General features: G+C 32.6%; 19 protein-coding genes and 3 tRNA genes. 20 read left to right on the top strand and 2 right to left on the bottom strand.

Going from position 1 to position 22,275, the window contains the following annotated elements; genetic code table 11:
* The first annotated feature begins 23 nt into the window (after positions 1–23).
* The 4 genes from EV143_RS19085 to EV143_RS19070 all read left to right on the top strand — a co-directional run bounded on the left by EV143_RS19085 (position 24) and on the right by EV143_RS19070 (position 3,064).
* Positions 24–749, top strand: coding sequence for a hypothetical protein (locus tag EV143_RS19085; protein WP_133509527.1), 726 nt, complete (start codon positions 24–26; stop codon positions 747–749).
* A 133-nt stretch (positions 750–882) separates the two neighbouring features.
* On the top strand, positions 883–1,635 hold the full coding sequence (locus EV143_RS19080; protein WP_133509526.1) for a hypothetical protein: 753 nt from the start codon (positions 883–885) through the stop codon (positions 1,633–1,635).
* 5 nt (positions 1,636–1,640) lie between these two features.
* Positions 1,641–2,339 (top strand): lipoyl(octanoyl) transferase LipB, encoded by a 699-nt coding sequence (lipB, locus tag EV143_RS19075; protein WP_133509525.1) that lies wholly within the window; start codon positions 1,641–1,643, stop codon positions 2,337–2,339.
* 128 nt (positions 2,340–2,467) lie between these two features.
* The gene (locus tag EV143_RS19070) at positions 2,468–3,064 is read left to right on the top strand and encodes an NAD(P)H-dependent oxidoreductase (RefSeq protein ID WP_133509524.1); all 597 of its coding nucleotides are present in this window, start codon (positions 2,468–2,470) and stop codon (positions 3,062–3,064) included.
* On the opposite strand, the gene EV143_RS19065 is transcribed toward EV143_RS19070, so the two are convergent.
* The gene (locus EV143_RS19065; RefSeq protein WP_133509523.1) at positions 3,061–3,720 is read right to left on the bottom strand and encodes a ribonuclease HII; all 660 of its coding nucleotides are present in this window, start codon (positions 3,718–3,720) and stop codon (positions 3,061–3,063) included. The genes EV143_RS19070 and EV143_RS19065 overlap by 4 nt on opposite strands.
* A gap of 426 nt (positions 3,721–4,146) precedes the next feature.
* On the opposite strand from EV143_RS19065, the gene EV143_RS19060 reads away from it, so the two are divergent.
* The 7 genes from EV143_RS19060 to EV143_RS19030 all read left to right on the top strand — a co-directional run bounded on the left by EV143_RS19060 (position 4,147) and on the right by EV143_RS19030 (position 14,936).
* A complete protein-coding gene (locus EV143_RS19060; RefSeq protein WP_133509522.1) occupies positions 4,147–7,452 on the top strand; it encodes a SusC/RagA family TonB-linked outer membrane protein in 3,306 nt (1,101 codons plus the stop codon).
* A 3-nt stretch (positions 7,453–7,455) separates the two neighbouring features.
* The gene (locus tag EV143_RS19055) at positions 7,456–8,970 is read left to right on the top strand and encodes a SusD/RagB family nutrient-binding outer membrane lipoprotein (protein ID WP_243739913.1); all 1,515 of its coding nucleotides are present in this window, start codon (positions 7,456–7,458) and stop codon (positions 8,968–8,970) included.
* 347 nt (positions 8,971–9,317) lie between these two features.
* Positions 9,318–11,285, top strand: coding sequence for a putative porin (locus tag EV143_RS19050; RefSeq protein ID WP_133509520.1), 1,968 nt, complete (start codon positions 9,318–9,320; stop codon positions 11,283–11,285).
* A gap of 37 nt (positions 11,286–11,322) precedes the next feature.
* On the top strand, positions 11,323–12,684 hold the full coding sequence (locus tag EV143_RS19045; RefSeq protein WP_133509519.1) for a pyridoxal-phosphate dependent enzyme: 1,362 nt from the start codon (positions 11,323–11,325) through the stop codon (positions 12,682–12,684).
* Between the two features lie 86 nt (positions 12,685–12,770).
* Positions 12,771–13,253, top strand: a complete 483-nt coding sequence (locus tag EV143_RS19040; RefSeq protein WP_133509518.1) for a 3'-5' exonuclease — start codon at positions 12,771–12,773, stop codon at positions 13,251–13,253.
* 77 nt (positions 13,254–13,330) lie between these two features.
* Positions 13,331–14,602 (top strand): DUF2851 family protein, encoded by a 1,272-nt coding sequence (locus tag EV143_RS19035; RefSeq protein ID WP_133509517.1) that lies wholly within the window; start codon positions 13,331–13,333, stop codon positions 14,600–14,602.
* Positions 14,603–14,708: 106 nt separating this feature from the next.
* On the top strand, positions 14,709–14,936 hold the full coding sequence (locus EV143_RS19030; RefSeq protein ID WP_133509516.1) for a PspC domain-containing protein: 228 nt from the start codon (positions 14,709–14,711) through the stop codon (positions 14,934–14,936).
* Positions 14,937–15,011: 75 nt separating this feature from the next.
* Here the strand turns inward: EV143_RS19030 and EV143_RS19025 are convergent, their stop codons facing one another.
* Positions 15,012–16,502, bottom strand: a complete 1,491-nt coding sequence (locus tag EV143_RS19025; RefSeq protein ID WP_133509515.1) for an amino acid permease — start codon at positions 16,500–16,502, stop codon at positions 15,012–15,014.
* Positions 16,503–16,760: 258 nt separating this feature from the next.
* Between EV143_RS19025 and EV143_RS19020 the strand changes: the two genes are divergently transcribed.
* From EV143_RS19020 to tuf, 9 genes are all read left to right on the top strand, one after another.
* The gene (locus tag EV143_RS19020; protein ID WP_317128078.1) at positions 16,761–17,654 is read left to right on the top strand and encodes a ComEA family DNA-binding protein; all 894 of its coding nucleotides are present in this window, start codon (positions 16,761–16,763) and stop codon (positions 17,652–17,654) included.
* 17 nt (positions 17,655–17,671) lie between these two features.
* Entirely contained in the window at positions 17,672–18,814 is a 1,143-nt protein-coding gene (locus EV143_RS19015) for an acyl-CoA dehydrogenase family protein (RefSeq protein ID WP_133509514.1), read from the top strand.
* Positions 18,815–18,960: 146 nt separating this feature from the next.
* A complete protein-coding gene (gene rpsU / locus EV143_RS19010) occupies positions 18,961–19,155 on the top strand; it encodes a 30S ribosomal protein S21 (RefSeq protein WP_026985791.1) in 195 nt (64 codons plus the stop codon).
* 142 nt (positions 19,156–19,297) lie between these two features.
* The gene (locus EV143_RS19005) at positions 19,298–20,191 is read left to right on the top strand and encodes a tyrosine-type recombinase/integrase (protein ID WP_133509513.1); all 894 of its coding nucleotides are present in this window, start codon (positions 19,298–19,300) and stop codon (positions 20,189–20,191) included.
* 34 nt (positions 20,192–20,225) lie between these two features.
* Complete coding sequence (gene hpf / locus EV143_RS19000; protein ID WP_133509512.1) at positions 20,226–20,528, top strand: ribosome hibernation-promoting factor, HPF/YfiA family; 303 nt, start codon at positions 20,226–20,228, stop codon at positions 20,526–20,528.
* A 90-nt stretch (positions 20,529–20,618) separates the two neighbouring features.
* Positions 20,619–20,692, top strand: a tRNA-Thr gene (locus tag EV143_RS18995).
* A gap of 53 nt (positions 20,693–20,745) precedes the next feature.
* Positions 20,746–20,826: transfer RNA gene (locus EV143_RS18990), tRNA-Tyr, on the top strand.
* A gap of 89 nt (positions 20,827–20,915) precedes the next feature.
* Positions 20,916–20,987, top strand: a tRNA-Thr gene (locus EV143_RS18985).
* A 54-nt stretch (positions 20,988–21,041) separates the two neighbouring features.
* Positions 21,042–22,229, top strand: a complete 1,188-nt coding sequence (tuf, locus tag EV143_RS18980; RefSeq protein WP_056195151.1) for an elongation factor Tu — start codon at positions 21,042–21,044, stop codon at positions 22,227–22,229.
* The last annotated feature ends 46 nt before the right edge of the window (positions 22,230–22,275 follow it).

The raw sequence follows: 22,275 nt of genomic DNA, 5'->3' as shown, positions 1-22,275 counted from the left end.
AAAACCTCAGAATCTTCCCGAAAATGAAATATTTAAAAGTCTTTGCACTCTTAATTTTAACATCAAGTTACCAAGTCACAGAAACCATAAATATAAAAGCAGATGGAAGTGGAAGTGTTGAAATCGTTCAGCTTCGGGACGAAAATAGCTACATGCAATTGGCGGGTGAAAGCTATTCTCGTGAAGAATTTTTTAAAGATACAACCTATGTTTTTAAGGAATATCTAGAAAAGTATAAAGAGAATTTTTTAAAATATACTGCCGAAGAGCAAAAGTTGATGCAAAAATATTCGAGCGTAAAAGTGTATAAGAAAGAAAGCTCTTTTGAAAAAGAATTTAAAAGTTTATTTTCATTAGATTTTAATAAAGTCTCAGAAATTCCGGATTTATACAAAACCGAAGATTATGCAAATGATATAAAATATAATTATGCATTAACTGCCGAAAATCATTATTATAAAATAGATTATGATTTTGATGGAAAAGTTTTTAAGCGTTTAGTTACCATTACAAATCCAGCCGAACTTCAAAAAACAAAAGAGCAATTTAATAATGCGTATTCTAAATATACTTCTTTAAAACTAACACAAACTTACACATTGCTCTACCATTTCTCACGAAAAATAAAATCCGTTTCAAATGAAAAGGCAATTATAAGTTCAGATAAAAAAATGATAACACTTGAATTTCAACTTTCTGAATGTTTAAAAAATCCTGAAATGACAAGTCTTGAAGTTGTTTTGGAGTAAAATTCATTTTGTTATCGAAGGACAACAAACAAAACAATCATAAATAAAACCAATTATACGATTAAACAAATCAACAACTAAACGATTAAACAATAAAAATAGAGTTCGTATATTTGATAAAAATTTAGCTACGATGAAATTATATAAACTACTTGGTTTTTCTTTTTTGTTGGCAACACTTACAAGTTGCACTTTCACTGAAAATATTTATGTAAACGACAGCGGAACCGGAAAGTTTTCTCTCGACATGGATGGTTCAGCATTGATGGAAATGGCTGGAGATCAGGTAGGGAGTCAAATGGGCGCTGAAGCAAAAAAAGATATCGATTCTACTTTTACCTTCAAACAATTATTTGAAGAAAAGAAAGATAGTATTGCCAAATTATCTCCTGAGGCTCAGATAGAACTTAAAAAGCTGGAAAACTTTGTTGTGAATACTAAAATGAGTACTGAAAAAAAGCAGTTTTTAATGGTTTTGTCTACTGATTTTAAAAAAGTAAATGAACTGCAGGATGTTTTACAAGCGGCGAGCACAATTCAAAAACTGGAGGGCGCAAGTAGTCCGGCAACTCAGTTAGGTAATAGTTTTACTAATAACAGTAAATTAAGTTATAATTATGATGGGAAAAAATTTAGCAGAAAAGCAGTAATTGAAAAACCAAAAGCTGACGAAAAAACAGCTGATTCTGGTGCAGATATGTCTAAGATGGTTTTTGCTTCGTCTAGTTATATTGTGAAATATCACTTTCCAAAAAAAATCAAGAAAGTATCAAACCCTAATGCTTTATTTAGCGACGATCGAAAATCAATTACAATTCAATACCCTTTCACGGATTATATGGAGAATCCCGACAAACTCAATTTTGACGTTGAGTTTGAAAAATAATTAAAATGAACACAAAAATTCAACTTCAGGATTTAGGAAGCAAAGATTATAAATCGACCTGGGAATATCAGGAAGAACTTTTTAAAGACATAGTCGACTTAAAAATCAAAAACAGAAGAGAAGAACTCGATTTGCCAACACCCAATTATTTACTTTTTGTAGAACATCCGCATGTGTATACTTTGGGGAAAAGCGGCGATTTAGAGAACTTATTATTAAACGAAAAGCAACTCGAAGCCAAAGGAGCAACTTTCTATAAAATTAACCGTGGCGGTGATATTACCTATCATGGACCGGGACAAATTGTAGGTTATCCTATTCTGGATTTAGAAAATTTCTTTACCGATATTCATAAATATTTGCGTTTTTTGGAAGAATCTATTATTCTAACGTTAGCAGAGTACGGTTTAGAATGTGGACGAAGTGAAGGCGAGACAGGAGTTTGGCTCGGCGTAGGAACTCCGTTTGCGCGCAAAATTTGTGCGCTTGGCGTACGCGCTTCGCGTTGGGTAACCATGCACGGATTTGCCTTAAATGTAAATGTAGATCTAGGATATTTTGATAATATTATTCCGTGTGGAATTCGCGGAAAAAGTGTTACTTCCTTAAACGTTGAACTCGGCGTAGAAAAAGTCGATGAAGCCGAAGTTAAAGCTAAAATTATAAAACATCTCACTAATTTGTTTGAAGCAGAATTTGTTTAAGGACTGTTTTTTAATAATTTTTAAAATGAAAAAGCCAACTAGATAATAGTTGGCTTTTCGTTTTCTTACAATTCTCATCAAAGCTTACGTTCTACATTTGTCATGTTCAATCTTAAAAACAAAAAAACATGAAAAATTTAATTATTTACGCGCATCCAAATCCAGCAAGTTTAAATCATTTCTTTAAACAAACAATTGTTGAAAGCTTAGAAAAAACAGGTCAGGAAATTGTAGTCAGAGATTTAAACGAAATCAATTTTAATCCGGTTCTTTCTTTAGAAGATATGCACGGGCAAAGAATAGGGCAAGTTGGTGAAGATGTTAAAACAGAACAGGGTTTTATTTCCTGGGCAGATCGAATTGTTTTTATTTATCCGATTTGGTGGACAGGAATGCCCGCAATTATGAAAGGATATATCGATCGTGTATTTAGTTACGGGTTTGCATATCGATACGATCAAGGTATTCAGAAAGGTTTATTGACCGGAAAACAAACTATCATTATTAATTCTCACGGAAAATCAAATGCAGAATATGAGGCGATGGGAATGGATAAAGCTTTAAAATTAACTTCTGATACCGGAATTTTTACCTATTCAGGATTAGAAATCAAGCAGCATTTGTATTTTGATCAGGCCGACAGAGCTTCTGTTGAAAATATTTCAAAATGGGAAAATCAACTAATTTCTGCTTTTGAAGAAAATGAATTAGCGGAGAAAAATTAAAATTCTAATTCCAATTGATCAGGCAAAAGCCTGAAACTCATTCGGTGGTATTTTGTGGTGCCGTATTTCCTGATAGCTTCTCGATGTTCTTTGGTTGGATAACCTTTGTTTTGTTTCCAGTTGTACATCGGGAATTCTTGATGAATTTGATTCATATAGGCATCGCGATAGGTTTTTGCTAATACTGAAGCTGCGGCAATACTTAAAAATTTCGAATCTCCTTTTATAATTGATTGATTAGGAATTGATTTTAATAACTCAATTTCAGTAACAGAAAATTGTTTCCCGAAAGAATTTTTCAAACCGAGTTTTGCATTTAGTGAACGATTACCATCTACAATAATATATTCAGGACGCTGGTTTAATTTTAAAATACATTCCTGCATTCCTTTCATAGATGCATTCAGAATATTTATTTCATCTATTTCTTCCGGATGAAGATGTGTTACAGAAAAACACACGGCGTGCTTTTCTATTAAAGGTTTTAATTCTTCTCTTATTTTTTCGGATAACTGTTTACTGTCATTTAAAAATTCATTTGCAAAATTAGCTGGTAAAATTACAGCAGCAGCAGTTACCGGTCCGGCCAAGCATCCTCTTCCGGCTTCATCGGTCCCAGTTTCAAATACAAACCCTGAAAAATTTTTTTGAAGCATAGTTCTTTTGTGAATAGCAAAGATTATAATTTTTTCTTGAAACCAATAAAAAAACGGAATGAATCTAAGATAAAAGTTTTCAAATAAAAGTGTTATAAATTATATTCGAATAGTAAATCCTAGCCGAAAATCTTTAATAAAGAAAAATTTAAAGATTGGTTTTTAAGATTTATTTAGGCGACAAACGCACTTTTTTTGATTTTAGTACAATTTGGAATGTTAAATTTTTCGAAAAAATGTACTTAATAAAAAATCATTTTTTTGTAAAAAACTTTAGGAATAATGCTGTTTTACAGTGAATAAGTTGTTTTATTTTGGCTAAACGTTAAAGCTTTATTAAAAAAAAGTAATAGTAAAAGTAAAATTGCTTGTTATTTTAAGAAATTATTATGATGTTTGCCGAATACTAATTCAAAATTTTCAAAAATGAAACTTAAGTTTAATGGATTCTTAGTACTCTTCGTAGTACTTATGGCGCAACTAACCTTTGCGCAAGAAAGAACTGTTTCGGGTATTGTTTCCGATAATGCAGGAATGCCTTTACCAGGTGTTAGTGTGCAAGTTAAAGGAACACAAACTGGATCGCAAACAGACTTTGATGGAAAGTACACTGTCAAAGCATCATCAAGTCAAATCTTGGTATTTAGCTATATTGGGATGAAATCTCAGGAAATAGCTGCAAGTTCAACAACAGTAAATGCTAAATTAGGAAGCAATACTACAGAACTGGAAAGCGTTGTTGTAACAACTGCATTAGGTATTAAAAGAGAGAAAAAATCTTTAGGTTACGCTTCACAAGAGGTTAAAGGTGCTGATTTAACAGCAGGAGCTGCAAGTAATAACTTTCTTAACGATCTTTCTGGAAAAGCTGCCGGAGTTTATGTTAGAAAAAATACAAACTTTGGAGGTTCTACAAACGTAGTTTCCAGAGGTGTTAAAAACTTAACAGGAGATAACCAAATGCTTATTGTTATTGATGGTATGCCAATCAACAATAGTAATACAAATGCAAGTGTATCTCAAGGAAACGGGGCGAGTCAAGCTTCAGGTGCCCGTAATACTTATGATTATGGTAATGCCGGTATGGATATTAATCCTGATGACATCGAGTCTGTAAATATATTAAAAGGAGCTGCTGCAGCTGCTTTATACGGATATTTGGCTGGTAATGGTGTAATCATGATTACAACCAAAAAAGGAAAAACCAGAAAAGGAATGGGAGTTACTATCTCAAGTGAATTTACTGTAGGTACTGTAGACAAAAAGACTTTTCCTGTTTACCAAACTAAATACGGACAAGGTTACGGACCAACTTATGATGCAGCAGGTAACCCTAAAGGTGTGCCGGTAGGACCTACAGGAGCATTTTTTACTATCGACAGCAATGGTAACCAGGTTGCCACTACTGTAGATGATGCTTCATATGGTGTTGCTTTTGATCCAAGCCTACAAGTTTATCAATGGGATGCTTATAGCAGATTCTCTCCAAACTTTGGAAAGAAAACGGAATGGAAAGCCGCTGATAATGGACCTATTACTTTTTTCCAGACTGCAACTACATTTAGTAATTCAATCTCTTTAGAGGATGGTGATGAAAAAACTAATTTTGTTTTAAATTACAACAACTATAAAGAAACTGGGATATTACCAAATAGTGAATTGAGAAAAAACAATGTGAGTCTTAAATTCAATCACAAGTTTACAGATAAACTTTCTGCTAATGTATTCGCAAATTATGTGGCACAAACTACAGTTGGTAGAAATACGACAGGTTATGGTGGAGATAACGTTGCTGGATTATTCCGTCAATGGTGGGGTACAAACGTAGATATTAAAGCGCAAAAAGAAGTTTTTGAAGCTTCTGGCGGACAAAATATATCATGGAATATGGCAAACCCTTCAGGTGGTGATACTACTCCTAAATACTGGGATAATCCATATTTTACAAGATATAAAAACTATCAGTCAGATGAAAGAAACCGTTTTATTGGTTATGTACAGTTAGATTATAAAGTTACAGATTGGCTTACAGCTCAAGGAAAAATAACCAATGATAGTTATGCAGAATTAAGAGAAGAAAGAAAAGCTGTTGGATCTTTGAATGCTACATTTGGACTAAATAGATTAGCTGTTGGTTCTGGATACCAAAAATATGATGGTATGTTCTCTGAGCAAAACTATCAGTTTACTTTAAATCTTAATAAAAAGCTGACAGAAGATATTTCTTTGACAGGTCTGCTTGGATCTAACGCTTTAAGAACAAGACGTGTTTCAACACTTACTTCTACTGATGGAGGACTTATTATACCAGAAATCTATGCATTATCAAATTCAGTAAACCCTTCACCATTTCCGGGAGAAGTTGAACAGAACGTAGCAGTAAATAGTATGTTTGCTTCTGTTTCATTAGGATACAGAGATTTCTTATACGTAGACGGAACTTTTCGTAATGATGCGTTCTCTGTATTACCAAAAGGAAATAATGATTTAAATACATTCTCTACATCAGCAAGTTATGTTTTTACGAAACATATTGATGCGCCTTGGTTAACTTTTGGAAAATTAAGAGCAAGTTATGCTGAAAACCCACAAGGAGGTGTTGACCCATATTCATTACAAGATGTCTTTTCTAAATTTAATGCATTTGGTACAAACATACAACTTTATTCAAGACCAAATATTGCGAATAACGATGAGTTACGTCCTGTAAAAACTATATCTAAAGAGGTTGGTCTTGAAATGCAAATGTTTAACAGAAGAGTAGGATTTGAGGTGAGTTTATACCAAAGTTTAAGTTCTGATCAGATATTTCCTGTAGATTACTCTACATCAACTGGTTACTCTTCAAGATATGTTAATGCTGGATCTGTAGAAAATAAAGGGGTAGAGGTACAATTAAATTTAACTCCATTAAAGTTTAATAATTTTCAATGGGATATTAATGTAAACTGGTCTAAAAACGAGAATGAGGTAGTGGCTTTAACACCAGGAATCGAAACTCTTACATTGGGTACGTTTCAGGGAGGTGTAAGTATTGTAGGAACTCCTGGTCATCCTTATGGAGACATTGTTGGTAAAGATTATATTTATAAAGACGGACAAAAAGTAACACAAAATGGTGTTTATTTAATGACTGCAACAACTAATAATGTTATTGGTAATGTTACACCAGATTGGATTGGTGGAGTTCGTAATAAATTTACATACAAACAACTTTCATTAGGTTTCTTGATCGATATGCAAAAAGGTGGAGATATTTTCTCTCTTGATCAATATTACGGACAAAATTCTGGTCTGTATGAGTCTACTGCAGGAAATAATGAATTAGGAAACCCAGTAAGAAATACACTTGCTAACGGTGGTGGAGTTATTCTTCCTGGTGTAAATGCTGATGGTACGCCAAATACAATAAGAACACCGGCACCAGAGGTTGCGGGAGGTATTTACGGATATACTAAAAACCCACAAAAAGCGTTTGTTTACGATGCAAGTTTTATTAAATTAAGAGAGGTAAATATTACGTATAGTTTTCCATCAAGTCTTATCTCAAAATTGAATTTGACAGATTTACGACTTTCTCTAGTAGGTTCTAATTTATGGATCATCCATAAAAACCTTCCGGATGCAGATCCAGAAAGCGGACTTGGTTCAGGTAACCTTTCATCAGGTTATTCAGGAGGTTCACTACCTACAACAAGAAACATTGGTTGTAACCTAACATTAAAATTTTAAATCATGAAAAAAATACTTTTATTAATATCTTTTGCCGGCATAGCTTTTTCATGCAGCTCGGATATTACAGATATGAATACGGATCCTAAAAGACCAACTATTACTAAACCGGAATATTTGTTTACTAATGCTGAGAAAAAAGTAGTAGATCAAATAGTAAGTACTAGTGTAAATAACAATGTTTTTAGATTACTTTCACAACAGTGGGCAGAAACAACTTATCCAGACGAAAGCCAATATAATCTTTCAAACAGAAAAATTCCTGATAATCATTTCTTGGTATTGTACAGAGACGTTTTGGCCGATCTTCACGATTCAAAAGTTATGATACAGAATCAAACTACAGCAACACCTGCTGAGGCTGCAGTTAAGCAAAATAAAATAGCACTTATTGATATTTTAGAATGTTATGCTTATAGCATATTGGTAGATACTTTTGGAAATGTACCTTATTCTCAGGCAATAGATATTGAAAAATATCCTTTGCCGGCGTATGATGATGCTAAAACTATATATAAAGATCTTATTGCAAGATTAGCTGCAGATGCTGTAATATTAAAAACAAATACTGCAAATGCTAACTTTGGTATTGCAGATATTATTTATGGAGGAACAGCTGCAAGTAATGCAAAATGGGTAAAGTTTACTAACTCACTTATCGTAAGATTGGCAGTAAATATTTCAGATGTAGAACCAGCTTATGCAGCTACTGAAATTCAGGCAGCCCTTGCTTCAGGAGTATTAGCAAGCAATGCTGATAATACAAAATTGGTATATGCAACTACATCAGGAAATCAAAACCCATTGTACGCTGATTTAGTAACAAGTAACAGAAATGATTTTATTCCTGCTGAGCCTTTTGTTGCAGCAATGGAATTTGTTGTTCCTGGAGGTGATCCAAGGATGGCTAAATATTTTGTTAATGCTCCTGCGCCAGCTGCGCCAGTTATTCCTGCGGGAAGAACTTTCGTAGGAGGTACTTATGGAGAGGCTAATGTATTTGCAACGTATTCACACATTACGGCAACATTAAATAACCCTGCGGTTCCGGGTGTTATATTTGATTACGCTGAATTACAATTTTTATTGGCAGAAGCTGCTGAGAAAAATTTAATTCCGGGTGGTTCTGCTCAGGCTAAAGTTTATTACGATGCAGGTATTACTGCTTCTTTTTTAGATTGGGGATTAACTGCTGCTAATGCTACAACTTACCTTGCAAGCCCTAAAGTAGATTATACAAATGTTCTTAGTGGAGCAACTTGGAAAGAAAAAATTGGTATGCAAGCTTGGTTTGCTCTTTATAATAGAGGATATGAAGCTTATAATTCATACAGAAGATTAGATTTTCCAGTTTTGGCATCACCAACTTCTGCTAAAAACAAAGGTATTTTGACTGTTCCGGTAAGATATACTTACCCAGGAGTTGAGGCATTAATAAATGGTGCAAACTATAAAAAAGCAGCCAGCGATATTGGAGGTGACTTATTAGAAACAAAAATATTCTGGGATAAGTTCTAATTTATATTTTGAATCAGCAATTAAGCTGAAGCTTAAGATAAATTAAAAACCAAATATGGAATACAGAAAATAAATATTTTGATTTTTTTTGAAATACCCCTGATTACTTTTTTGTAATCGGGGGTTTTCTTTTGTGTAAAGTATTGATTGTGATTTTACTTAAAATATCCGAATTAATTGTAGGTAGTTTTTAGATTAATAGTAGTGTAAAATTTTTAAACAAATAAAACGTTTACTTCTATTACTATTCTATACTATAATTTGCTGCGTTTTTTTATTTATACGTTTTTATCATTTACCTTTGCTCAACAAATTTTTGCCGAAATAACTATATATAAAGCTATCCAATGAGAATATTCTTTTTTCTATATCTATTAGTCGTACCAACTTTATTGTTTTCTCAAGAAAAAAATGCGTCTAAAAATAATTTAGATATGAATACAAAATATTCAAGTATTACAGATACAGTAAAAAAGAAAAAAGCACTAGTAGCAACGATTGATCAGTATCAAAAATATACTTTAGAACATGATACTATTTATGTAGATACGTCTTTAACACTTAAAAGTTCTTACAGACAAAACTATCTTCGAAAGGATAATTTTGGACTTTTGCCTTTTGCGAATATTGGGCAAACTTATAATACATTGCAATATAGTTTAACAGATTATTCGCCATATCCGGAAATTGGTTTTAGCGGTAAACATTTTAATTTTCTCGAAGCCAATCAAATTCAGTATTATTCTGTAGCAACTCCTTTAACCGAATTGTTTTTTAATACAACTATCAATAAAGGACAAAACGTAGATTCGTTTATTACCTTAAACACATCAAAAAACCTTAATTTTTCTATTGCTTACAGAGGATTGCGTTCCGAAGGAAATTACATAAATCAATTGGTAAGTTCGGGCAATTTAAGAATGACAACAAGTTATTTTACAACCGATAAAAGGTATGTGTTAAATGCTCATTTTACTTCGCAGGATATTTCAAATGAAGAAAATGGCGGAATAACAACACCTGAGGATTTTGAAAGCGGAGATCCGGATTTTAGAAACCGTCAGAGATTGCAGGTTTATCTAACAGATGCAAAATCGTTCTTAAAAGGAAGACGTTTGTTTTTTGATCATGCTTTTAGAATAAATCCAACAGAAGGAAACAATAATTTATATGTAACGCATCAGTTTAATTACGAAAATAAATTTTTCGAATACAATCAGCCAACCGTTTTTTCTACAGTAGATGGTGCTGTAGTAGAAAGATTTGGAGAATCGTATGTTGCAAGCGGAATAAATGATCAGACACGTTTTGAAAAATTGTATAATAAAGCCGGTCTTGCTTATGAAAACTCACTTTTAGGAAAATTCAATTTCTTTATAGACGATTACAGGTCGAATTATGAATACAACCGAATTATATTTAAAGAAGACGGCAGCAGAATTCCTGACAATTTATTTCTTCAGATTAATAATGTTGGAGGGCAATATGAATATCAAAAAAATAAATGGAACGGAAGATTTTTATATACCAGATCAATTACAAATCAGTCACTTTCTGATTTAGATGCAAAATTGAGATATAATTTAAACGATCAAATTCAGTTTGATTTTAGATATCGTAACATCAATAAATTACCAAATAATAACTATAATTTGTACCAAAGTAGTTATGTACAATACAATTGGTCGAATAATTTTAAAAACGAAAAGATCAATTTAATAAGTGCCAATATTTACACGCCTTGGTTAAATGCAGAAGTTCAATACACCGTTTTAAAAGATCATTTGTATTTTGCAGATGTTTCTACAGATGCACAAATAACAGCCAGAACTCAGATTATAAATCCGGCGCAATACGGAAATGCAATAAATTATTTCTCAGCAAAAGCAAATAAAGAATTTAAATTCGGAGGATTTGGCTTAGATAATACATTCTTATATCAAAAAGTAGATCAGTCAGATTTAATTTTAAATGTTCCTGATTTTGTTACCAGAAATACGCTTTATTATTCAACTTACTTTTTTAAGAAGGCACTCTTTATGCAAACAGGATTAACATTTAACTATTTTACTGAATATTACGGTAATGATTACAATCCGGTTGTTGGAGAATTTTTTGTTCAAAATGAGAAGAAAATCGGGAATTATGCCAACTTTGATTATTTTATAAATTTCAGAATCAGACAAACAAGATTTTACTTTAAAGCAGAACATTTTAATGCTGCTTTTTCCGGGAACAATTATTATTCAGCACCTAATAATCCATATCGTGATTTTACCATCCGATTTGGTTTAGTGTGGAATTTCTTCCAATAAAATTATATTAAAACCAAATAAATTAAATTCATATAAAATGGACTTTTCAAATAACATTTTAGAAACAATTGGTAATACGCCGTTAGTAAAACTTAACAAAGTCGTTGCTGAAATTGATGCGTTAGTATTAGCAAAAGTCGAAACTTTTAACCCTGGAAATTCTGTAAAAGACAGAATGGCCGTAAAAATGATTGAAGATGCTGAGGCTGATGGTCGTTTAAAACCAGGCGGAACTATTATTGAAGGGACTTCAGGAAATACAGGAATGGGATTGGCGCTTGTAGCAATCATCAAAGGATACAAATTAATTTGTGTAATATCTGATAAACAATCTAAAGAGAAAATGGACATTTTGCGTGCTGTTGGTGCCAAAGTAGTCGTTTGTCCTACCGATGTTGAACCTACAGATCCACGTTCCTATTATTCTGTATCAAAACGTTTGGCTGAAGAAACACCTAATTCCTGGTATGTAAATCAGTATGATAATATGTCAAATTCGTTGGCACATTACGAGCAGACAGGTCCGGAAATCTGGAAACAAACAGATGGAAAAATCACTCATTTTGTGGTTGGAGTAGGAACCGGAGGAACAATCTCAGGAGTTGGAAAATATTTAAAAGAGAAAAATCCAAATATTAAAATTTGGGGAATCGATACGTATGGTTCGGTTTTTAAAAAATACCATGAAACTGGAATTTTTGATGAAAACGAAATTTACTCTTATATTACTGAAGGAATTGGAGAAGATATTTTACCTAAAAATGTAGACTTTTCTTTAATTGACGGTTTTACAAAAGTAACCGATAAAGATGCTGCTGTTTACACAAGAAAAATTGCTCTTGAAGAAGCTATTTTTGTTGGAAATTCAGCCGGAGCTTGTATAAAGGGATTGTTACAACTAAAAGAGCACTTTAAACCCGAAGATGTTGTTGTAGTACTTTTTCACGATTCAGGAAGCCGTTACGTAGGTAAAATGTTTAACGACGATTGGATGCGTGAACGTGGATTTCTGGAAGAAAACGTAACAAAGGCTGAAGATGTAATTAAAGATCATATCGATAAAGAATTGATCGTTGTACGTACAGAAGAATTAGTTTCGCACGCTATTGAACGTATGCGTAAGTACAAAATTTCGCAAATTCCTGTGGTAGATATTAACGGATTTGTGGGTTCTGTTGACGAAACAGATTTATTCAGAAGCTATGTTGCCGATAAAAATGTTGCCGAAAAACCAATTAAAGAAGTAATGGGAAAACCTTTCCCAATTGTAAAATTAGGAACAACAATCGAAGAAGTTTCGAAATTATTTACCAAAGAAAATGATGCTGTTTTAGTAGATCTTGGAAACGGTAAACATCATATTATTACCAAATACGATATCATCGGAGCAATAAAATAAGACAATTTTTATAATTTTAGAAATCCATAAATCTAGTTTTCATAACAATTAGATTTATGGATTTTTTAGCTTAAATAAACCCAATAATGAACTTTACCGCTATAGATTTTGAAACCGCAACTGGTCATCATCCTTGCTCTGTTGGAATTGTTACCGTCGAGAATGGCGTAATTGTAGATGAGTTTGTTACTCTAATAAAACCACCTAACAACGAATATAATTATTTTACGATTCAGGTTTATGACATTTATCCAAAGGACACAATAAATGCAAAATCATTTAAGCAAGTTTTTCCTGAAATCGAAAAACGGTTAAAAAACAGAGTCGTTGTAGCTCACAACGAAAGTTTTGACCGTAATGTATTAATGAAATCAATGGCACTTCATGGTTTACAATACGAAGATTTGAATATCGCTCCTAAATGGGAATGTACTGTTAAGATATATAAAGGAAAAGGTTTAAAACCGACAAAGTTGAGCGATTGCTGCCGGGAAATGAAAATTCAACTGAACCATCATGAAGCTTTGTCTGATGCAAGAGCTTGTGCCAAATTGTATATGTTACGGTAATTAAAAAAATATTTTGTAAGATTAGTATTATTTTATTTAATTTTAGGCTTTTATAAAATTTAATTTAAAAGCTAAAAATGAAAGAAGATTTTCTTCATTATCTCTGGAAATTCAAGAAGTTTGATACACTAAATTTACGAACTACTCAAAATGAACAAATTACCATTATTAAAACCGGTGATTATTTAGAACTAGCCGGTCCTGATTTCTTTAATGCGCAAATTAAAATTGGAGAACAAAAATGGGCTGGAAATGTTGAGATTCATTTAAAATCTTCCGATTGGTATGTACACGGTCATGAAAGAGATACGGCTTACGATAATGTTATTTTGCACGTCGTTTGGGAACATGATACAGAGATTTTTAGAGGCAATAATACTGAAATTCCGGTTTTGGTTTTGAAGGATTATGTTTCATCAGAAATACTAAGTAATTACCATTCCTTAATAACTCCAAAATCTTGGATATCCTGTGAAAAACAAATTGCCGAAATTGATGCATTCATTTTTAAAAACTGGCAGGAAAGATTATTCTTCGAACGATTAGAACGTAAATCAAAATTTATTTATGACCTGCTCGAAGAAACAAATCAGGATTGGGAAGCCGTTTTATTTCGTATGTTAGCGAAGAATTTTGGATTAAATACAAATGGAAATTCTTTTTTGCAAATTGCCAAATCACTTCCATTTTCCATAATCCGAAAAGAAAGTTTTGAAGTCGAAAATCTCGAAGCTTTGATTTTAGGAACTTCCGGCCTATTAGATTCGGATAAAGAAGATGTGTACTTTAAAGATTTGAAAATTAGATATTTTTATCTTTTACACAAATATCAATTAGATAAAGTTTATGCAGATCCTTTGGAGTTTTTTAAACATCGACCCGACAATTTCCCTACGATTAGACTTTCTCAATTAGCAAGTTTGTACAATAAACACCAAAACTTATTTTCTAAAATTATTTATTTAAAATCTGTAAAAGAAGTTTATAAATTATTAGATGTTTCAGCGAGTATATACTGGCAAAACCACTATCAGTTTGATAAAGAAAGTCCAAAGAAATCAAAACCATTATCTAAATCATTCATAGATTTATTGATTTTAAACACCATTATACCAATTCAGTTTGCTTATTCGCATATTATGGGAGAATCTAATTCTGAAGATTTAATTGAATTAATGAATGAAGTTGCTCCGGAAAAAAATTCAATTATTGATAAATTTGAATCTTTTGGCATTTCATCAAAAAATGCTTTTGACACACAAGCGTTATTACAACTTAAAAATGAATATTGTAATTTTAAAGCTTGCTTAAAATGTGCAATAGGAATGGAGTTACTGAAGAATAATTAATTAAAAATTACAAAATCGCATGATAGATAATTTTGTACTTTTGTAATTCTAAACGAACAAAATGTTATCCTGAGCCAAGTCGAAGGATAAATCTAAAATTAAAACTATGCCGGCTATTTTAAGACTTAAATTCTTTTTAGAAAAATACGGATTTCATGTTTCTTCACGATTAGCAGATAAACTAGGGATGCGTGTTACAAGCGTGCGATTATTTTTTATTTATATTTCGTTTGTCACAGCTGGTTTAGGTTTTGGAATCTATTTAACGTTAGCTTTCTGGATTCGTCTTAAAGATTTAATTCGTGCAAAACGAACTTCTGTTTTTGATTTATAAAATTAATTATTAAGCATAAAAAAAGGATCATAAAGTAATTAGCTTTATGATCCTTTTTTTTATTTATATAGAAAATTATTTTTCCGTATTGTTCAGTTTACTATGTTTTTTACCATAAGTAAAGTAGAAAATAACTCCTAAAGCCATCCATGCAAAAAGTCTTAACCAGTTTGTCCATCCTAAACCGTACATCATAGCACAACAAACCAGAACTCCTAATATAGGTACAAAAGGAACGAACGGAGTTTTGAATTCTCTAATCATGTTAGGTTCTTTTTTACGTAGAATAATAACTGAAATACATACAAGCACAAAAGCAAATAATGTTCCAATACTAGTCATATCTCCTACAATATCACCTGGAATAAATGCTGCAAATGCACCAACAATTATTAAAATGGCAAGATTTGCTTTGTATGGAGTTTTGTATTTTGGATGAACATCGCTAAAAGCTTTTGGAAGCAATCCATCTTTACCCATTGCATAAAATACACGTGATTGACCTAATAACATTACTAAGATTACTGAAGAAAAACCAGCAAGAATAGCAACAGTTACTAATTGTCCTAACCATTCATATCCTATCATATATTTGTTGATTGCAAAAGCTACAGAAGCTTCTTTACCACCAGTTCTAAAATCTTCAACAGTTGCAACACCTGTTAATACGTGTGCAAAAAGAATGTATAAAAGAGTACAAACAGCTAATGATCCTAAAATACCAATTGGCATTGCTTTTTTAGGATTTTTTGTTTCCTGAGCAGCAGTACTTACAGCATCGAAACCGATAAATGCAAAGAAAACAGTTCCTGCAGCTCCTAAAATTCCCATAATTCCACCATAACTATGTCCAACTCCATGCTCATCTGTAAAAATTGAGGATGGCGGGATATAAGGTGTATGATTTACTGGATTTACGAAATTCCAACCAATTACAATAATTAAGATAACAATCGCTACTTTAACGATTACAATAATTCCGTTAACAAAAGCAGATTCCTGTATACCTTTAATCAATAATAAACTAATTACACTAACAATAAAAAGTGCGGGAAGATTGATGATTCCACGTGTAACTTCTTGTGTTACCGGATCAATTATTTTTTGAAATGGAGAGTGAGAAAACTCAAAAGGAATCGGACTGACATGAAAGACATTGACCAGCAAATTATTGAGATATTCACTCCATGCAATCCCTACAGTTGCTGCTCCTACAGCATATTCAAGAATTAAATCCCAACCTATGATCCAGGCAAGGAATTCTCCCATAGTAGCGTATGTATAAGTATAAGCACTACCAGAAATTGGAATTGAAGAAGAGAGTTCTGCATAGCATAATCCGGCTAATGCACAACCTATGGCAGCTATAATAAATGCAATTGTTACTGATGGACCAGCATTTTGGGCGGCGGCGGTAGCAGTTCTAACAAATAATCCTGCACCAATGATGGCGCCAATACCTAAGGCTATTAATGACCAAGCGGTCAAAGTTCTTTTTAATCCTTTTTCAGAATCAGCAGCTTCTGCTAAAAGCTGTGCTAATGGTTTTCTTTTCCAAATTGACATACTATAATAGTGGTTTATTGTTATTAAGCTCCAAATGTATCGTTTTTTATAAAAAATAAAAACAATTATGTAATTATAAGTTACAAAATGTTTAAAATTTTTAATTTATCAACCGTAAATTGGTTTTTAGTAGTGTATTTCATCAACTTAATTTAACCTAAAATAGAAAAATATATTGTAGAAGATTATATTTTTTACTATTTTTCTTAATAAATAACCTCTTTTCGTTTAATTTTGGCTTAAAAAAATAATTCATTAATGATTAATTTTAAAGCGCTCGCGCCATATTTTAAGTTTACAAATAAACAACGTACAGGTATTTTTCTGCTTTTAGCCGTAATTGTCATTTTACAAATGGTATATTTTTTCGCCAATTTTACTTTGCCTGAAAAAAAAATCCCTGCAAAAGAACAGGAATGGATGTCATTACAATCAGAAATTGATTCGATGAAATTGGCAAAATATGATGCTAAACCAAAAATGTATTCTTTCAATCCAAATTTTATTTCAGATTATAAAGGTTACAAACTTGGCTTATCAGTTCAGGAAATAGACCGATTAATGGCTTTTCGAAAAGAGAATAAATACGTTAATTCAGCTGAAGAATTTCAGAAAGTAACTAAAATTTCTGATTCATTATTAAATGTAATTTCACCTTATTTCAAATTTCCAAATTGGATTAACAATGAAAAGAAATTTAAAGAAGATAAAAAAGAATATGTTCCAAAGACATTCCAGAAAAAAGAAAAAATAGTAACTTTAGATATAAATGAAGCGACTCAGGAAGATTTTATGAAAATTTATGGAATTGGTGAAGCATTATCTTTACGAATATTAAAACAAAAAGAAATCTTAGGAGGTTTTGTGTCTATGGAACAAATTAAAGATGTGTGGGGACTTTCGCCAGAGGTTATTTTTGAAATTAATGCTCATTTTAAAATTTCTGCTTTGCCAAATTTTAAAAAGATAGCTATAAATGATGCTTCCTTAAAAGAATTATCGCAATTCCCCTATTTTAGATATGCGTTGGCAAAACAAATAGTCACCTATCGAAGTATGAACGGAAATTTTAAAAATATTGAGGATTTATCAAAAATTAAAGATTTTCCTGTTGAAAAAGCAAAAATAATTAGTTTATATTTGGAGTTCTAAAAAAATACTGACTTACAATGAATTTTGATTATAACGAAACACAAGTAATGATTGCACAATCTATTAAAGATTTTGCAGAGAAAAATATCAGACCGAATATTATGGAATGGGATGAAGCTCAGACTTTTCCTGTTCCTCTCTTTAAGAAATTAGGAGAAATGGGATTTATGGGAGTTTTAGTTCCGGAAGAATATGGAGGATCTGGATTAGGTTATCACGAATATATTACCGTTGTCGAAGAAATTTCAAAAGTAGATCCTTCAATAGGACTTTCTGTTGCTGCTCATAATTCATTATGTACCAATCATATTTTGACTTTTGGAAATGAAGATCAAAAGAAAAAATGGTTACCAAAATTAGCAACAGCTGAACATATTGGAGCTTGGGGTTTAACAGAACACAACACAGGTTCTGACGCTGGCGGAATGAATACCACCGCAGTTAAAGATGGTGATTTCTGGATTGTAAATGGTGCAAAAAATTTTATAACACACGCTATTTCCGGAGATATTGCAGTTGTAATCGTTCGTACCGGAGAAAAAGGAGATTCTAAAGGAATGACAGCTTTTGTTTTTGAAAAAGGTATGCCAGGATTTACATCAGGAAAAAAAGAAAATAAATTAGGAATGCGTGCCAGTGAAACTGCAGAGTTGGTTTTTGATGGCTGCCGTGTTCCGGATGCTAATAGATTAGGAGAAGTGGGTCAGGGATTTGTTCAGGCAATGAAAATATTAGATGGTGGAAGAATTTCGATAGGAGCACTGTCTTTGGGAATTGCAAAAGGCGCTTATGAAGCAGCACTAAAATATTCTAAAGAGAGACACCAGTTTGGACAACCAATTAGTAGTTTTCAGGGAATATCATTTAAATTGGCTGCTATGGCAACTGAAATTGAAGCTTCAGAATTATTGTTGCATAAAGCTGCATTTTTAAAGCAACAACATAAACCCGTTACCACATTAGGAGCAATGGCAAAAATGTATGCCTCTGAAGCTTGCGTTAAGATTGCAAATGAAGCTGTTCAAATTCATGGCGGTTATGGATATACAAAAGATTATCCGGTAGAAAAATTCTATAGAGATTCTAAATTATGTACAATTGGAGAAGGAACAACTGAAATTCAAAAATTAGTTATCTCAAGAAATTTGCTGAAAGAGTAAAGAGAGTGCTTTAATCGTTATTTATAATCAAAATCTCTTCTCTTTTTTCTATCTTCTTTTTTCTTTGAAAAAAATCGCAATTTATAACTCATAATTCATAATAAATATATACTTTTGCACCCTTAACGAGAGGAGGTGTCTATATTATGTTAATTATACCAATTAAAGACGGAGAAAATATCGATAGAGCATTAAAGCGCTATAAGAGAAAATTTGATAAAACAGGAACTGTTCGTCAACTAAGAGCACGTACTGCTTTTATTAAGCCTTCTGTTATCAAAAGAGCTCAAATTCAAAAAGCTGCTTACATTCAAAACATGAGAGATGGTTTAGAAAGTTAGTATTTCGCTTTTCAAAAATAATTACCGTTAGTTGTCAAGATTTGATGCTAACGGTTTTTTTATGCTTAATTTTGAGGTAATGCGATGATTATATAAAATGATATAGATTGCTGTTTTTTAAAACAAAATAAATTTTATTCTAATGAAGTCAAATAAAGAAGCGTTTCGTGATTATCTTCAGTTAGAGAAAAAATATTCTTCTCACACCGTAAATGCTTATTTAAATGATATTGCATTTTTTGAGGAGTTTAATAAGGCCCATTTTGATCAGGAAAGTATAGAACTTGTAAATTATAGTCAGATTAGGAGTTGGATTGTTTCTTTAGTTGATCAAAATATTTCTAATGTATCTGTAAATAGAAAGATGGCTTCCTTAAAAAGCTTTTATAAATTTCTATTAAAAACAAAGCAAATAGAAATAAGTCCAATGCTTAAGCATAAGGCATTAAAGACGCCTAAAATTATTCAGATCCCTTTTTCTGAAAAAGAACTTACAGATTTGATTCAGCAAATAGAGGAGCCTGTTGGTTTTGAAGAAATACGTGATAAGCTTATTGTTGAGATGTTTTATACAACCGGAATGAGAAGAGCGGAATTAATACATTTAATGTTGCGAAATGTAGATTTGTCTTCAAATGTAATTAAGGTTTTAGGTAAAAGAAATAAGGAACGTATTATTCCTGTTTTGCCGGTTATTGTTGAGCAGCTTCAATTGTATTTGAACGAACGTGCTTCGCTGGAAAATATAGTGGATGAAGATTTTTTCTTTATTTCAAAAAAAGGGTTAAAATTGAGCGAATCTTTTGTGTATCGATTAATAAATTCTTACTTTAGTAAAGTCTCTGAAAAGGTAAAAAAAAGTCCACATGTGCTGCGGCATACTTTTGCGACTCACTTGCTAAATAACGGAGCAGATTTAAATTCAGTTAAAGAATTATTAGGGCATTCGAGTTTGGCGTCTACACAAGTCTATACTCATAATAGTTTAGCAGAGCTTAAGAAAGTGTATACTAACGCGCATCCAAGAAATAAATAATAATTCCTAAATGTTTAACCCTAAAATAAGTATTATGAAGGTAGATGTTCATGCCGTTAACTTTACTGTTGACAGAAAGTTGGTAGATTTTATTCAGGAGAGATTGGATAAGTTAGAAAAATATTACGATCGAGTTGTCTCGGCGGATGTTTTTTTAAAAGTTGAAAGAACAAGTGATAAGGAAAATAAGGCAGTAGAGATTAAGATTCATGTTCCTGGGGATGATTTTTTGGTTAAAAAACAATGCAAAACATTCGAAGAAGCAGTTGAACTTTCAGCAGAATCTTTAGAGCGTTTACTGGTAAAAAGGAAAGAAAAAATAAGAACACATATATAATTGAAATTTTTTTCAAAAAATGTTTTGATTCAAAGATAAAATAGCTACATTTGCAGTCCGTTAGAAATAGCGGGCTTTTTTATTGATATTGCCAGCGTAGCTCAGTTGGCTAGAGCAGCTGATTTGTAATCAGCAGGTCGTGGGTTCGAGTCCCTCCGCCGGCTCAAAATATTTCAAATTCGATTTGAAATTGTTCATGCAATTATTGATAAAAAAAGGGGAGATACTCAAGCGGCCAACGAGGGCAGACTGTAAATCTGCTGTGTGAACTTCGCAGGTTCGAATCCTGCTCTCCCCACAAAAAAAGAAGTTAAGATTTCGGATTTTGGCCTTCAGATTTTTATAAATCTCAAAACTAAATTCAAAAATCTAAAATCAGAACTCTCTGCCGGTGTAGCTCAGGGGTAGAGTGCTTCCTTGGTAAGGAAGAGGTCTCGGGTTCAATTCCCGACATTGGCTCAAGTAAGTAGGAAATTGAAATTAATATATAACTAAGATTAAAAATTAAGTAAAATGGCAAAGGAGAATTTTAATCGTTCCAAACCGCACTTAAACATAGGTACAATTGGACACGTGGATCACGGAAAAACTACATTAACTGCTGCAATTACAAAAGTATTGTCTGATGCAGGTTACTGTCAAGCAAAATCGTTTGATCAAATCGATAACGCTCCAGAGGAGAAAGAAAGAGGTATTACTATTAATACATCACACGTAGAGTATGAAACAGCTAATCGTCATTACGCTCACGTTGACTGTCCAGGTCACGCGGATTACGTAAAGAACATGGTTACTGGAGCTGCTCAAATGGACGGAGCTATCTTAGTAGTTGCTGCTACAGATGGTCCAATGCCACAAACTCGTGAGCACATCCTTTTAGGTCGCCAGGTTGGTATTCCTAGAATGGTAGTTTTCATGAACAAAGTTGACATGGTTGACGATGCTGAGTTATTAGAGCTAGTTGAAATGGAAATTAGAGATTTATTATCTTTCTACGAATATGATGGAGATAATGGTCCTGTAGTTCAAGGTTCTGCTTTAGGAGGATTGAATAATGATCCTGCTTGGGTTCCTAAAATTATTGAATTGATGGAAGCTGTAGATTCTTGGATCGAAGAGCCAATTCGTGATACTGCAAAACCATTCTTGATGCCAGTTGAGGATGTATTTACAATTACTGGTCGTGGAACTGTTGCTACAGGTCGTATCGAAACTGGTATTGCTAATACAGGAGATGCTGTTGAAATCATTGGTATGGGGGCTGACAAATTAACTTCTACTATTACAGGAGTTGAGATGTTCCGTAAAATCCTTGACAGAGGTGAAGCTGGAGATAACGTAGGTTTATTGTTAAGAGGTGTTGATAAAGAATCTATCAAAAGAGGAATGGTTATCATTAAGCCAGGATCAGTAAAACCACACGCTACTTTCAAAGCTGAGGTTTATATCTTGAAAAAAGAAGAAGGTGGACGTCACACTCCATTCCATAATAACTACCGTCCACAGTTCTACGTACGTACAACTGACGTAACAGGAGTTATTACTTTACCAGAAGGAGTAGAGATGGTAATGCCAGGAGACAACTTGACTATTAATGTTTCTTTATTAAGCCCAATCGCAATGAGCGTAGGTTTACGTTTCGCTATCCGTGAAGGTGGTAGAACAGTAGGAGCAGGTCAGGTAACTGAAATCGTAGGATAATCCTATAAATATTTAAAAAGCCAGTTGATTTTCTTAACTGAAATCA

This window comes from Flavobacterium chryseum (assembly GCF_004362015.1).
Taxonomy (GTDB): domain Bacteria; phylum Bacteroidota; class Bacteroidia; order Flavobacteriales; family Flavobacteriaceae; genus Flavobacterium.
Note: the sequence above shows the minus strand (reverse complement) of the source record. Positions and strands in the feature narration are given on the sequence as shown.

Excerpts from the sequence above, each read along its gene's own strand:
- EV143_RS19080 (WP_133509526.1), top strand. The coding sequence starts at position 883 with ATGAAATTATATAAACTACTTGGTTTTTCTTTTTTGTTGGCAACACTT.
- EV143_RS19005 (WP_133509513.1), top strand. The coding sequence starts at position 19,298 with ATGAAGTCAAATAAAGAAGCGTTTCGTGATTATCTTCAGTTAGAGAAA.
- hpf (WP_133509512.1), top strand. The coding sequence starts at position 20,226 with ATGAAGGTAGATGTTCATGCCGTTAACTTTACTGTTGACAGAAAGTTG.
- EV143_RS19065 (WP_133509523.1), bottom strand. The coding sequence starts at position 3,720 with ATGCTTCAAAAAAATTTTTCAGGGTTTGTATTTGAAACTGGGACCGAT.
- EV143_RS19040 (WP_133509518.1), top strand. The coding sequence starts at position 12,771 with ATGAACTTTACCGCTATAGATTTTGAAACCGCAACTGGTCATCATCCT.
- EV143_RS19050 (WP_133509520.1), top strand. The coding sequence starts at position 9,318 with ATGAGAATATTCTTTTTTCTATATCTATTAGTCGTACCAACTTTATTG.
- EV143_RS19030 (WP_133509516.1), top strand. The coding sequence starts at position 14,709 with ATGCCGGCTATTTTAAGACTTAAATTCTTTTTAGAAAAATACGGATTT.
- EV143_RS19055 (WP_243739913.1), top strand. The coding sequence starts at position 7,456 with ATGAAAAAAATACTTTTATTAATATCTTTTGCCGGCATAGCTTTTTCA.
- EV143_RS19085 (WP_133509527.1), top strand. The coding sequence starts at position 24 with ATGAAATATTTAAAAGTCTTTGCACTCTTAATTTTAACATCAAGTTAC.
- rpsU (WP_026985791.1), top strand. The coding sequence starts at position 18,961 with ATGTTAATTATACCAATTAAAGACGGAGAAAATATCGATAGAGCATTA.
- EV143_RS19025 (WP_133509515.1), bottom strand. The coding sequence starts at position 16,502 with ATGTCAATTTGGAAAAGAAAACCATTAGCACAGCTTTTAGCAGAAGCT.
- EV143_RS19035 (WP_133509517.1), top strand. The coding sequence starts at position 13,331 with ATGAAAGAAGATTTTCTTCATTATCTCTGGAAATTCAAGAAGTTTGAT.
- EV143_RS19070 (WP_133509524.1), top strand. The coding sequence starts at position 2,468 with ATGAAAAATTTAATTATTTACGCGCATCCAAATCCAGCAAGTTTAAAT.
- EV143_RS19015 (WP_133509514.1), top strand. The coding sequence starts at position 17,672 with ATGAATTTTGATTATAACGAAACACAAGTAATGATTGCACAATCTATT.
- lipB (WP_133509525.1), top strand. The coding sequence starts at position 1,641 with ATGAACACAAAAATTCAACTTCAGGATTTAGGAAGCAAAGATTATAAA.
- tuf (WP_056195151.1), top strand. The coding sequence starts at position 21,042 with ATGGCAAAGGAGAATTTTAATCGTTCCAAACCGCACTTAAACATAGGT.
- EV143_RS19045 (WP_133509519.1), top strand. The coding sequence starts at position 11,323 with ATGGACTTTTCAAATAACATTTTAGAAACAATTGGTAATACGCCGTTA.
- EV143_RS19020 (WP_317128078.1), top strand. The coding sequence starts at position 16,761 with ATGATTAATTTTAAAGCGCTCGCGCCATATTTTAAGTTTACAAATAAA.
- EV143_RS19060 (WP_133509522.1), top strand. The coding sequence starts at position 4,147 with ATGAAACTTAAGTTTAATGGATTCTTAGTACTCTTCGTAGTACTTATG.